This is a genomic window from Bordetella petrii, from assembly GCF_000067205.1.
In the GTDB taxonomy this organism is placed as follows: domain Bacteria; phylum Pseudomonadota; class Gammaproteobacteria; order Burkholderiales; family Burkholderiaceae_B; genus Bordetella_A; species Bordetella_A petrii.
This window is the reverse complement of record NC_010170.1, coordinates 5,093,244-5,105,610: the sequence shown is the minus strand read 5'-3', so window position 1 is coordinate 5,105,610 and position 12,367 is coordinate 5,093,244. Positions and strand designations below refer to the sequence as shown.

Annotated in this window: 9 protein-coding genes and 1 pseudogene; 8 read left to right on the top strand and 2 right to left on the bottom strand. The window is 56.6% G+C overall.

Going from position 1 to position 12,367, the window contains the following annotated elements:
* Positions 1–279 precede the first annotated feature (279 nt).
* Positions 280–1,491 (top strand): O-antigen ligase family protein, encoded by a 1,212-nt coding sequence (locus BPET_RS24470; RefSeq protein WP_012251659.1) that lies wholly within the window; start codon positions 280–282, stop codon positions 1,489–1,491.
* 7 nt (positions 1,492–1,498) lie between these two features.
* On the opposite strand, the gene BPET_RS24465 is transcribed toward BPET_RS24470, so the two are convergent.
* Complete coding sequence (locus BPET_RS24465) at positions 1,499–2,398, bottom strand: NAD-dependent epimerase/dehydratase family protein (RefSeq protein ID WP_151208999.1); 900 nt, start codon at positions 2,396–2,398, stop codon at positions 1,499–1,501.
* A gap of 272 nt (positions 2,399–2,670) precedes the next feature.
* On the opposite strand from BPET_RS24465, the gene BPET_RS24460 reads away from it, so the two are divergent.
* From BPET_RS24460 to BPET_RS26295, 7 genes are read left to right on the top strand one after another with little or no spacing between them, the layout of a single operon-like run.
* Entirely contained in the window at positions 2,671–4,467 is a 1,797-nt protein-coding gene (locus BPET_RS24460; protein WP_151208998.1) for an ABC transporter ATP-binding protein, read from the top strand.
* A 34-nt stretch (positions 4,468–4,501) separates the two neighbouring features.
* On the top strand, positions 4,502–5,791 hold the full coding sequence (locus BPET_RS24455) for a hypothetical protein (RefSeq protein WP_012251656.1): 1,290 nt from the start codon (positions 4,502–4,504) through the stop codon (positions 5,789–5,791).
* Positions 5,784–7,040, top strand: coding sequence for a glycosyltransferase (locus tag BPET_RS24450; RefSeq protein WP_012251655.1), 1,257 nt, complete (start codon positions 5,784–5,786; stop codon positions 7,038–7,040). The genes BPET_RS24455 and BPET_RS24450 overlap by 8 nt, the downstream gene beginning before the upstream one ends.
* Complete coding sequence (locus BPET_RS24445) at positions 7,037–8,302, top strand: glycosyltransferase family 4 protein (RefSeq protein WP_012251654.1); 1,266 nt, start codon at positions 7,037–7,039, stop codon at positions 8,300–8,302. The genes BPET_RS24450 and BPET_RS24445 overlap by 4 nt, the downstream gene beginning before the upstream one ends.
* A complete protein-coding gene (gene wecB / locus BPET_RS24440) occupies positions 8,302–9,384 on the top strand; it encodes a non-hydrolyzing UDP-N-acetylglucosamine 2-epimerase (protein WP_012251653.1) in 1,083 nt (360 codons plus the stop codon). Before BPET_RS24445 ends, wecB begins: the two co-directional genes overlap by 1 nt.
* Positions 9,385–9,414: 30 nt before the next feature.
* Positions 9,415–10,479 carry a glycosyltransferase family protein gene (locus BPET_RS24435; protein WP_012251652.1) on the top strand — a complete coding sequence of 355 codons (1,065 nt, stop codon included), beginning with the start codon at positions 9,415–9,417 and terminating at the stop codon, positions 10,477–10,479.
* Between the two features lie 4 nt (positions 10,480–10,483).
* Positions 10,484–11,701 (top strand): glycosyltransferase, encoded by a 1,218-nt coding sequence (locus tag BPET_RS26295; protein WP_231852639.1) that lies wholly within the window; start codon positions 10,484–10,486, stop codon positions 11,699–11,701.
* A gap of 15 nt (positions 11,702–11,716) precedes the next feature.
* On the opposite strand, the pseudogene BPET_RS24430 reads toward BPET_RS26295, so the two are convergent.
* Positions 11,717–12,358, bottom strand: a pseudogene (locus BPET_RS24430) (polysaccharide biosynthesis protein); the annotation flags it as partial.
* Between the last annotated feature and the right edge of the window lie 9 nt (positions 12,359–12,367).

The following is a 12,367-nucleotide window of genomic DNA, read 5'->3' as shown; positions in this document are numbered from 1 at the left end:
CTGTCTCCTTGCGTGCTTTGCAACTCATTGTGGCCCTGATGGGCGCAGTTGTCACTGTCCCGGGGCAAACGCGTCATTCGCGGCACTTGCGCAACACATTAGCATTTAATAGTGTTATGTATCAAAACTACACATTTCGATACGGGTAAAATTGCGGTCGATATCACACATTGCATGGCGGCTCTTACGCGCAGCCTGCGCACGGAGTTCTAGGTGTTCTTACGAATAAGCTGGGCCGCTATCCTGCCGCTCCTGGTAGCGGTATCACCGCCGTTGCTGATGACCGTATCCAGCGCGGTCAGCGTCATTTTTTATATCTTGATGGTCGCCTGTGTCATCGGGCTGGCCGGCATGGCCTGTGCGCCGTCGTGGCGCATGCCGGGCTTCTGGGACACCTGGAAGCCGCTGGGCGTGGGCATGGCGCTGGTGCTGGCATCGGTGCTCGCCAGCCAGGCGTATCACGGCCAGTTCAGTGGCGCGGGCCTGGAACGCGCCATCCGGGCCGCCGCCATGCTGCCCATGACCTGGCTGCTGTTGTATTCGCGCCCCGCTACGCTGCGCCACATCCAGTGGGGGCTGCTGGCCGGGGGTGCCACCGCGGCCTGGCTGCTACTGTTCCCCCAGTTTCTGGCGGGCTCGCGGCCTAAAACGTCCGCCTATACGCCCTACAACACGGTCACTTTCGGAAACCTCACCTTGTTGTTCGCCGTCATGGCATGGCTATCTATCGGCTGGCAACTGACTCGCTGGCGCCGCGCCGAGATCGCGCTCAAGCTGGGGGTCGGCGGGCTGACCCTGGCGGGCTTCATCGCCTCCGAAACCCGTTCGGGCTGGTTGGCGATCCCGGTGTTCCTGCTGATCGGCGTCTGTGTCTACAACCGCGTGCCGTGGTCGCGCCGGCTGGCCGCGGTGGGCGTGGCGGTGGCCGTTGGCTGCGGCGTTATCGTGGCCAATGACGCGCTGAACGCCCGCGTCGAGGCCGGCGTGCGGCAGTGGAAGGAATGCCAGGTGCACGAGCTGCGCAACACGTCAATTTGCGTGCGTGTGCAACTGGCGCGCGCAGCCATCGAAATGTGGAAGACCAGCCCGCTGTTCGGGGTGGGCGAGCGGGGTTTCGAGCCCGCGCTGGATGCCCAGCAAAAGCGTGGCGTGGTGTCTGCCGACGTGGCGCGCACCTTCGGCGAAACCCACAACGACATGCTGTACGTGCTGGCCCAATACGGCGCCGTGGGCCTGCTGTTCGGCCTGCTGGTGATCTACCTGCTGCCGGCCTGGTATTTCGCCCGCCGCCTGGGGCACGACGATCGCGCCATCCGCACCGCGGCGGCCATGGGCCTGAGCATCTGCCTGGGGTTCGCCATTTTCGGCCTGACCGAACTGATGTTCCGCGGCATGCGCACGGTGTCGTTCTATGCCATCTGGGTCAGCGTGATGCTGGCGCTGACGTATCCGCGCCGCGATCGCGAGGCATCGGCCCGCGTGCCGGCCTAATCTGATGTCAGGCCAGGGCGAGGCGCAGCGCGGTTTCCGGGTCGATGGGCGGAGTCCAGGCCAGCGTCGTGCGAGCGTGGGTCCAGTCCACCAGCAGGGAGCGTGTCAGGCTGTCCATTTCGCGCCGCAGGCCCACCAGCAGCGCCGCCCCGCGCAGGCAGGCGGGCGGCACCGGGAACAGGCGCGCAGGCCGGCCCAGTTCGCGGCCCATGGCGCGCAGCAGCTGCGGCACTGCATAGTCAGACCCGTCGCCCGCCACATAGACGCCATGGCCGTTGGGGTGCGCCGCGCAATGCAACAGAAGGTCGACCAAGTTGTCCACGAAAATGAACGAGCGGCGGGCGTCCGCCGCGCCGAACGGCAGCGGCAGGCCGGTTTGCAGCAGCCTGCGCAGCCGCGCGAAATTGCCGGGGCAGCCCGGCCCGTACACCATGGGCGGGCGCACAATGGCCAGCGCCTGTGGGGTGGCGGCGAACAGGGCGTGCAGCGCCTGTTCGCCCCGGACCTTGGAACGGGTATAGGGCGTGTCGGGCGCCAGTGGCGAGGACTCGGTCAGGGCCAGCGCGCTGGCGTTGCCATGCACGCCGATCGAGCTCACCTGCACGAAGCGCCGCACCCCGGCCAGCCGCGCCTGCTCGGCCAGCCGCACAGGCAATTGGTGGTTCGCTTCGTCGAACGCGTCCCGGCCGTCGCCGGCGTCGGTGGTGTGGGCGCGGCCCGCCAGGTTGATCAAGGCATCGGCCTGCCGGAAATCGTCGGGAATCGGGGCGCCGAACGGCAACGTGGCAATGCCGCCGGATTCGGTGGGGCGGCGCGTGTAGACGGCCACCTGGTGGCCCCGTTCGCAGGCCTGTCGCAGCAGCGCCTGGCCGATATAGCCGCTGGCGCCGGTCATGATCAATCTCACCGGTTCTCCAGTCGATTCCCACTGTTAGATGGGCAGAAATGCATGCTCTTGGTTCACACTCTCACGAAGGCAAGCAGAAAATATAGTCAAATACATGCCACCGCAAGCGTTACGCCTTTTTGCCCATGGCAGGCTGAACGCCAGCCATAGCGTTGGCGCCGAACCCGAATCATGGCAAGACACACATAGCTCAGCGGCGGGAAGGGTCGGCAGATCAATACCGTTGTAAAGCAGGGCTGCGAGCAGCCCGATATTCTTATAGAAAAACGGAAATGAAAAAGCAGGATCGCCGTGACGACAAAAAACTGGATTCGATTGCAGGAGCGTTTCGTCTCTTGTACGGCCAGCTGTCCACCCGGCGGAAGTGGCAATTCTGGGGTTTGCTGGTGCTGATGCTGCTCGGCTCGATGGCCGAGATGGCGTCCCTAGGGATGATTGTGCCATTTCTTGGCGCCGTGATGGGGGCCAACGGGGCGTTTTGTGGCGATGGTGCCGGGCGTATTTTTTGCGACATGAGTTTCACCACATTGTCGCTCATATTTGTCGGCGTCGCGGTGGTTTCAACGGTGATTCGCACCTTGCTCGCCTGGGTCAATTACAAATTCAGCTATGCGCTCGGTGCGGATATTGGTGCGGAGATCTATCGGCGAATTCTTCATCAGCCATATGCGTATCACGTGTCCTTGAATACCAGCGAAGCCATCGCCAGCATGAATAAGGCTAATACGGTCGTAAGTGGCGTAATCGCCCCATTGGTGCTCGGAGTAACGTCATTGGTCGTGGTGGTGGCAATCGTAGCCGTTCTTATGCATATAGATGCTACGGCGGCTATCGCCGCAATGATGTTCTTCGGTGGTCTGTACCTTTTCACGACGTACCTCGTTCGGCGCCGGTTGCGTGAGAACGGCAGGCTGATTTCGCGCAGCGAGGGGCTGCGTGTCAGGTCTGTGCAAGAAGGTTTGGGCGGAATACGAGACGTGCTGCTCGACGGTTCGCAATCGTTGTTCATTTCGCGCTTTATCAGCGTCAACACAACACAGCGGCTTGCGCTGGCGTCAAACGCATTCCTAGGGGTCGTGCCGCGCTATGTGATCGAATCGGTTGGTATCGCCTTGTTGGTGGGCATGGCATGGTGGGGCACAAAAAATGGAGAAGGGGTCGCATCTCAGGTGCCGGTACTGGGTGCTTTGGCGTTCGGTGCACAGAAACTATTGCCCCGAATGCAGCAGCTCTACACATCTTGGGCCCAGGTCAGCGGGAATCGCGCCGTACTGACTGACATCATTGCACTGCTCAAGCTGCCAATGCCGATACGGTTAAAGGGAGCCAGAGACAACGATCCGCACGTTGCGCAGAACGATGCCTCTGGCGTCGTTCTGCGCAACGTTTCCTTTCGTTATCGGCCCGATGGCCCAGACGTCCTCAAGGGCATTGATTTGCACATTCCTAGGGGTAGCCGCGTAGGCGTCATTGGCAAGACGGGAAGCGGGAAAAGTACTTTGATGGATCTCATCATGGGCCTGCTGGAGCCATCGTCGGGCGCGATCGTGGTCGATGGGCGGAACCTCGATTCGAGGTCGCGCCGGGCGTGGCAGGAGCGGTTAGCTCATGTTCCGCAGGCAATCTACCTGGCAGACGCTTCCATCGCCGAGAATATTGCTTTCGGTGCTTTGCCCGACCAGGTGGATCGCGCTCGTGTCAAGCAAGCTGCAACGCGCGCGCAACTCGATCAATACGTTGCCACGTTGCCGGATGGCTATGACACGGTAGTGGGTGAGCGCGGCGTACGGTTGTCCGGCGGGCAGAGGCAGCGGATAGGGATCGCTCGCGCGCTTTACAAGCAGGCGGACATTATCGTTTTCGACGAAGCGACCAGTGCACTAGACACTGGGACGGAGTCAATGGTGATGGAATCAATCGAGGCATTGGGAAGAGACGTTACGATCCTGATGATTGCACATCGTCTCACCACGCTGCGCGCCTGTGACCGCGTTGTTGAGCTGGCGGACGGCAAAGTGCGTCGCGTGGGTTCCTATGCTGAGATCGTCGGCACAGAGGGGCAACTGTGATCGACGTGTCTCAGGCGACCGGAAACTCGCTTGCATGATGTCAACTAGACAACACCTGTCCGCGATTGCGCGGGTGCTCGCGCTTTCCGAATTGCAGTTGGAACTGCTGCATGAAAAGATCGCGAACGCGGAAATCGAATATAAGTCCACTACGGCTTGGTTGGCGCTGCGTTGGATTTTCCGCTCGTTCGTAGCTACAAGTCGAAAGCCAGGGCAGGATGGAGATGCGGCACATGGCATGTCGCTCCTCTGTATGTCCGAAGCGTCCGCGAACAATGGGGTTTTGCGTAGCAATCTAGCGAACCTATTCGCCGATGCGCAACCCCTCCGGATTGAGCCTCTAGATTACGCGGCGCCAGCCTCTGTGCGGACAGTATGGAAAGCCGCTGTGGGCCTTCTTTGTTTGCGCGCTAGAAGTTTTTTTTCGCCCCGCGCAAAAAGGCAGCTCATTGAAAAGATATCGCTTCCGTACGTTCAAGCCATTATTCAATTTGACCGGCTGATCGCTCTGCAGCCGAAAAAAATCATATGGGTCGGTAATTCTTACAGTTTGCCCACATTTTTCCTAAGCGCCTGGTTCAAATCGACCACCAATACTATCTCGTGCTATTACGTGAACCGCGCATTCGTATCGCACCAAGACAATTTGGCTGCAAACGAAGTGTTGCTGGGAAATATATGGGCACTGTCAGTTTATAGGCGTGCGGGGGCACAGTTCGATGCCGACAGGATAACGAGTTTCCATAATATCTACTTTCCTAGCATTCCTGCGGCTTGCGAAGAAGATGGCGAATTCCGAAAAAACAGAATTGCAGTCTACTGCTCGGGCACCTACGCTCGCCTGAAACTGGGAGTGCATACATCCGACTATTTAAAGCGAGAGCTGGAAGAAGAGAAATTGCTTCTGGATGATGTCCGACGCATGGCAATTTCCATGCCTGACATCTCTTTTACGTTGTTCTATCATCCTTCAGTAGAAACGCACACGACTGCTGAAGCTAACTACCAAGAACTTTTGGCGTTGACCAATGTGGACCTCTCCCCGGAGGGTGTGCGTTCCTCGCAGTGCCATCACCTCTACGAGCTCGGTATGTCGCGGGGTTCGAATGTGATTTTCGAGCGTCTGGAGGCTGGGCATAAGGCCTTGTTTGTCCGCCCGATTCGACAGATCAAAGATTACTGTGCATCGTCGCTCAGCCCTGTCATATTAGAGGCCCCGGCGCTGAATCGTCAGGTCCTTAAAGAATTCCTGGATATGCCGTTGAAAGAATTCCATGCGCTGATCGCGCTGCAAAAGAATTCGCCAGGCCCTCAGCATGAATAAAGTACTTCTCGTCGCATATAAATTTCCACCCTTTGGAGGGGTGGGTGGTTTTCGATGGAGCAAGCTGGCAAAGCATCTGGCCAGACAAGGTAACCTTGTATACGTCATTGCTTATGATTGGCCAGAGGGGGCTGCGAACTCTCTCGTGGACGATGTGCAACACGAAAATATAAAGATAAATCGCGTCGCGTCTTTCTATCCGCACCGCTTGAAATCGATGCGGTTGCCGGGACGAATTCTGCGAGTGCTGAGGAAATACTATTTCCGATTTGTCGACAAGGTTATTTTCTTTGACGATGAAGCCCAGTATTGGGGATGGCATTTGCTGCCGGCCGTAAACGCATTGATCGAGAAAGAAAAAATCAACGTTATCGTGGCAACTGGTCATCCATTTCAAGCCAACTACTGGGCGTCTGTGGTGAAGACCCGGAATCCGGGCTTGCGGTTAGTGCAGGACCTTCGTGATCCGTGGCTCTTGCCGGCGCGCTATGGAGGTAGGGGCTGGCGTTACGCTGTTATTCAGCGCCGCATGCAACAAGCCCTCTCTGTTGCCGACACGATCGTTACGGTCACTGAGGGGTTGCGCGATGTGTATCAGCGAGCCTGTCCTACGGGGGACGTGAGGGTGGTTTACAACGGTTTCGATCCTGACATCTGTAAACTCGGGAGGCCGGAGCGCCCCGTTCGGCGGGAGATCGTTCTAAGTCACATAGGTAATATCTCCAATAATCGCGACTTGGTGTGCGATCTTTTGTTTTCCGCAATTCAAAAACTCATCGAGACGCGGTCGATCAAATTACGGTTTGCCGGCAGCGTGCCCGCTTCGATTCACAAAAAATACCGGAGGTTGTTCGATGCCGGTGTGATCGATTATCTGGGTGTGTTGTCGCAAAAAGAGGCCTTAGATGTCGTAGCTGACTCTGATTTCGCTCTTCAGTTTAACGCGGATATATCTCCGGTGCCGTTGTCAACCAAAATATACGAGTATGCAGCACTGAAAATTCCGGTGATTTCGTTGAACTATGGCGGTGAGATAGATCATCTAATAAAACGCCATTCATTGGGATACTCGATCAATGTGAAGGAAGAGGACGTGCTGTCGCGGTTGAGCCGCATTTTCTCTTCGCCTGTAAATTTCGCTTTCGACGTTAAAGAGTTTTCTTATGACCTGCTTGCAAGTCAATATGCCAGTATTCTGTGGCCCGGCACGCGAACTGATGAATCTAGTCATGGAGATGGGCCGCAATGAGTAATTCTTTGCGCATCGGAATGGTCCTAGATACCGCTGGGCGCACGTTTCCCCCGGACATACGGGTTGAAAAGGAAGCCAAGGCACTAGACCAAGCTGGGCATCAGGTTTCGATCCTGACCTTGTGTGACGATAGTGACGCGCCGGAACGATCTTTGCTGGAGGGCACGAAGTCGGTCACAGTGTTTAGGAAGAAGGTGAATATAAGGCGTGGACGTTTGGTCCAACTTTTCTGTGCGGTGTCGATGCGGTTCCCGTGGTGGGATTCCGTGTTGCGAGATTTCATCCGCACGGAGAACCCCCAGGTGCTTCACGTTCATGATCTGTTGATGGTGCCTACCGTTCTGAAAATTGCAAAGGAATTCGGCTTGCCGGTAGTGGCGGATTTGCACGAAAACCTGCCTGCTGCCCACAGGGCATACCGGTCACAATACTCGACACTGCTACGCTGGTATCAGGGCCTGAAATGGAACTACGCATTGATGAAGCTCCACGAGGCACGTGCGTTACGCCAATGCGCCCGGATATTGATCGTCGTGCCGGAAGCGAAAGAAAGGTTACTGCAATACGGAATTCCGGAGGAGCGCATCGAAGTCGTCTCGAACACGGAAGACAGAACGACGTTCGCGTTTGATCCCGCCTCGGCTGACGAATGCATCACGGATCAGTATAAGGGGGATTGGGTTGCCAGTTACATCGGTGGTATCGGGCCGCACAGAGGGTTGGACACGGTGCTCGGTGCGTTGCCAGAAATACTTAGCAGGGTGCCCAAATTCAAATTATTGATCGTCGGTGCGTCCGATCGCGTGCGTCAAGTCATCGAAGCACATGCCAAGCGACTGCAGGTCTCGGATGCGGTCGACGTCGTGGGCTGGCAGCCATTTTCCAGGGTTAACAGTTACGTGATGGCCAGCAATGTCTGCCTAGTGCCTCACCGCAATTTCGAGCACACTCAGACGACGGTTCCTCACAAGCTATTCCAGTACATGATATGTGCCAAGCCGGTGCTGGTCAGCAGTTGTCGGCCGCTGGCTCGGATCGTCGAAGACAGCGGAGCCGGACGGATATTCGAAGCCGATAACGCTCATAGCTTGGCAAAAGAAATGATCTGGATGTACGAAAATCCGACAGCGTGCGAGTCTATGGGCCGAGCAGGGCAGGAAGCTGCACTGGGAAAGTTCTCATGGCATCACGATGCTGCCCGCCTATGCGCTATGTACGCCTACTTTGACAGCGAAGCTCGCCAGTTTTCGCCAAATTAATGCTAATCGATATCATCGCCGGTGCCCGGCCCAATTTCGTAAAGATTGCCCCGATCATTCATGCTTTGCGCAGTGGACAAAGCAGGCTACGTTATCGCCTTGTACATACAGGGCAGCATTACGATGCCAAGCTGTCGCATGATTTTTTTGTGCAACTCAACATCCCTGAGCCAGACGTGAACCTTGGAGCGGGTTCCGGCACTCAGGCCGAACAAACCGCCGCCATCATGGTGAGGTATGAGAATTTGCTACGTTCTCAGCCATCGAGATTGTGCCTGGTGGTCGGCGATGTGACGTCCACCATGGCTTGCGCCATCGTTGCGCAAAAGGCGGGCATACCCGTTGGGCACGTGGAGGGCGGTATCCGTTCGCACGATTGGTCAATGCCCGAGGAGATAAACCGACTTGTGACCGATGCGATCACGAATTGGTTTTTCACAACCAGTCGGGTAGCCAATGACAACTTGCTGAAGGCTGGCGTGGGGGCAGACCGCATAGTGTTTGTCGGCAATACGATGATTGATTCATTGCTGGCCAATCGTCACCGCTTTCAACCGCCGGCTTTTTGGCAGACACTGGATTTGCAACCTGGTGGATATCTGGTCTTGACGTTGCATCGGCCCTCGAACGTGGATGACGTCTCCACATTGTCCGCATTGCTCCACGCGGTGGGAACAAGCGCGCCAGACAAGGTTATTGTATTCCCCGTGCATCCCAGGACGAGACAGATTCTCGTGCGAATTTCCGGGCTTCCAGCCAATATTCATGTTGTCGATCCACAACCGTACTTGGAATTCAACTACCTAGTCGAGCATGCGCTGGGAGTTATAACGGATTCTGGCGGTGTTACGGAAGAAACTACGGTACTCGGAATCCCCTGCATAACTGTTCGTGACTCGACAGAGCGTCCGGAAACCGTGTCCGAGGGGACTAACGAGCTGGTGGGAAATGATTTACAACGACTGCGCGAGGCCATCGGCATTATTATGCGCGGAGAATGGAAAAGGGGCGGCATTCCGGAGCTTTGGGATGGTAAAGCGGCCCAACGTATAGTGGCTGCCCTGCAGACGTTGGTCGTTTAACAGTTCCGAAAAGATGACCAATTCGCCGCAATGAAGATCGCCTACTTAACCTTTGAGTCTCCCGCAGATAAATCCGGGGTTGGCAAGAAAATTCGAATGCAGGCTGGTTATTGGCGGGCGAACGGAAACGACGTGCGCCATTTTCTTTTGAGTCGGCCCGCAGGCCGACCGCAGGCTCAGGATATCGAGTACCTATTCGATGACGAAGTGCGTGGCAAACCTACGCTGGCGGCTTGGCGATCCAATCAGCACATCCGGCAGGCGTTGCAACATTGGAGCCCAGATGTGTTGTACATGCGTCAGATGCTGTGGTGGCCAGGTGCTGTAGGTGCTTTTGATGTCGCACCGATGGTGATCGAGTTCAATTCAATCGCTCTGCACGAATATCGTCAGCAGTCGATGCTGAAGTACGGGTTGGAGCTAGGCTCCCGGTCGTTCCTGTCGAACCATGCGGGAGGCATCGTTTCTGTAACCTCGGAAATCGATCGCAGCGTCAAGGCGAAAAAACCCTTGCGAATAATGATCGGCAACGGCTACGACGTCGCAAATACTCCAATGCGGTTACCGCCGCGCAACGCTCGGCCGCAATTGCTGTTTGTCGGGTCGCCAAACCAGGCGTGGCACGGCGTCGACAAACTCCAAGAATTGGCATATCTGATGCCGGAGTGTGATTTCAATATTGTCGTTCCGGGTCTTTCCTTGAAAGGGCCCGAAAACTTCATTTGTCACGGCGCATTGTACGGCCAAGCATTGATCGATTTGTACCAAAAGACGGACGCGGCGTTCGGCACGCTGGCGTTACATCGAAACAAAATGCAGGAAGCGACGCCGTTGAAGACTCGCGAATATCTGGCCCATGGCATTCCCACTATCATCGGTTATAACGATCCGGATCTGGTGGGCGCTGCCTATTGTTTGCGTATCGGCAATTTCGAAGACAACGCCCGCCAATCGATAGCGCAAATACGTTGCTTTCTGGAAGAGTGGAGAGGACGCGCGCCTGATCGTGATGACATTATTGGCCGGCTGGACTATCGTGTGAAAGAGTCCACACGACTAGCCTTTTTTAAGCGAGTACTTGCGTATGCCGCTTAGGCGAGTGCTACTCATCAGCAATGGCTATCCAGATGCTGCAGCGAGGGAAAAAGGTTTCATTCTGCCAGATCTGAAAGCGTTTCTGGCAGCTGGATACGACGTCTCCATCGCGCCTGTCCGCGCTGTCAGACGCCTTGATCCAGATTTGCCTTATGGCGTCAATGTAGTCCATGGTCTTGCCGCCATGTATCGACCCTGGCATTTGACGATTACGCTGGCTAGATTATTGCGCGAGCGATTTTTCTGGAAAGAGGCAAAAATAGCAATACGCCATGGCGGATGCTCAAACGTGCTCCACTTTCTTAAAGAGAGTATTCGAGTAATGAGCATGATGCGTTTCGCGAAACTCGGCGTCTACAACGTTCTCTATACCTACTGGTTCAAAGGAGAGACTGCTGGCATCGGATTCCTGCCGCGCGATGGATCAATCCGTGTGACCCGAGCTCACGGCTATGATCTCTATGAAGAAAGATCCAACAACAAAGGGTATATCCCGTATCGGGAGCAAACTCTGCCGCGATTGGACGGCGTCATTTTGTTGTCTGATCAAGCGCGCAACTATGTAGTTGAGCGATATCCTGATACCACTGCGGCATTCATCGTATCCCCGCTGGGAGTGTTGTCGGAGCCAAACGTCACTCCTCCTGCGTTGGCCGACACTATTCAGCTGGCATCCTGTTCTTATGCTAGCGCCAATAAACGGCTGCCACTAATTGCGCAGCTGGCCGCTATACTGGCGGAGCGAGCATGGCCGAGAAAAGTCAGGTGGACCCATTTTGGATGTTCCGAGTCGCAAGCGGGACTGCGCGACTTGCGCTTGCCTGCGAATCTAGTTTTTGAATTCCATGGGGAGGTGTCCAACTCATACATCAGAAACTGGTATCGACAGAACGCGGTCAGTTTTTTCATCAATTTAAGTCTGTCCGAAGGGCAGCCCGTGTCTATCATGGAAGCCATGGCGTTCGGCATTCCAATCGTGGCCACTGCTGTCGGCGGAGTCCCGGAAATGCTACGTGATGGGGCTGGCATATTGTTGCCGAAATCTCCCGATCTATATTCGAGCGTAGACGAGATCCTGGGTGTTCTGAGTTCAAGTGAGCGCTATCGCATCATGCGCAATCGCGCGCTGCATGCGCAACGTACATTCTTCAATGCAGAGGAAAATGGCAGGCGGTTGGTCGCAAGCATTGATCTGATAGCGCCCCGCCCAGAGCGTCCATAGAGAGGTATTCACCTTTCAGTGCTTGGCTGCCGCATATTCGGGCACCAGGACACGCAACTGCCGCAACACGCCTTCCATGTCGTCAGCCTGCAGGTAGTGCAGCAGCAATTCCAGGCCAGCTTCCATGTCCGAGAGCGGCAGGCAGCGCTCGCGCGCCTTCATGATGCGCGGATGTTCGGTGGTTTGCGAGTCTTCGCCGATCAGCAGTTCTTCGTACAGTTTTTCGCCCGGGCGCAGGCCGGTAACGCGAATTTCGATGTCGCCCGACGGATTGGATTCGTCGCGCACGGTCAGCCCATACAGGTGCACCATGCGTTCGGCCAGATCCTGGATGCGTACGGCTTCGCCCATGTCGAGCAGGAACACCGAGCCCGATTCGCCCATCGAGCCTGCCTGCAGCACCAGCTGCGCGGCTTCGGGGATGGTCATGAAATAGCGGGTAATGTCGGGGTGCGTCAGCGTGATGGGGCCACCGGCCAGGATCTGCTTATGGAACAGCGGCACGACGCTGCCCGAGCTGCCCAGCACGTTGCCGAAGCGCACCATCGAGAAGCGGGTGGGCGAGCCGGTTTGCGCACAGCCCTGCAACACTTGCTCGGCCAGGCGCTTCGACGCCCCCATGACGTTGGTGGGGCGCACCGCCTTGTCGGTGCGTAGCCACCCCTG

Excerpts from the sequence above, each read along its gene's own strand:
- wecB (WP_012251653.1), top strand. The coding sequence starts at position 8,302 with ATGCTAATCGATATCATCGCCGGTGCCCGGCCCAATTTCGTAAAGATT.
- BPET_RS24445 (WP_012251654.1), top strand. The coding sequence starts at position 7,037 with ATGAGTAATTCTTTGCGCATCGGAATGGTCCTAGATACCGCTGGGCGC.
- BPET_RS24455 (WP_012251656.1), top strand. The coding sequence starts at position 4,502 with ATGATGTCAACTAGACAACACCTGTCCGCGATTGCGCGGGTGCTCGCG.
- BPET_RS24470 (WP_012251659.1), top strand. The coding sequence starts at position 280 with ATGACCGTATCCAGCGCGGTCAGCGTCATTTTTTATATCTTGATGGTC.
- BPET_RS24450 (WP_012251655.1), top strand. The coding sequence starts at position 5,784 with ATGAATAAAGTACTTCTCGTCGCATATAAATTTCCACCCTTTGGAGGG.
- BPET_RS24435 (WP_012251652.1), top strand. The coding sequence starts at position 9,415 with ATGAAGATCGCCTACTTAACCTTTGAGTCTCCCGCAGATAAATCCGGG.
- BPET_RS24460 (WP_151208998.1), top strand. The coding sequence starts at position 2,671 with ATGAAAAAGCAGGATCGCCGTGACGACAAAAAACTGGATTCGATTGCA.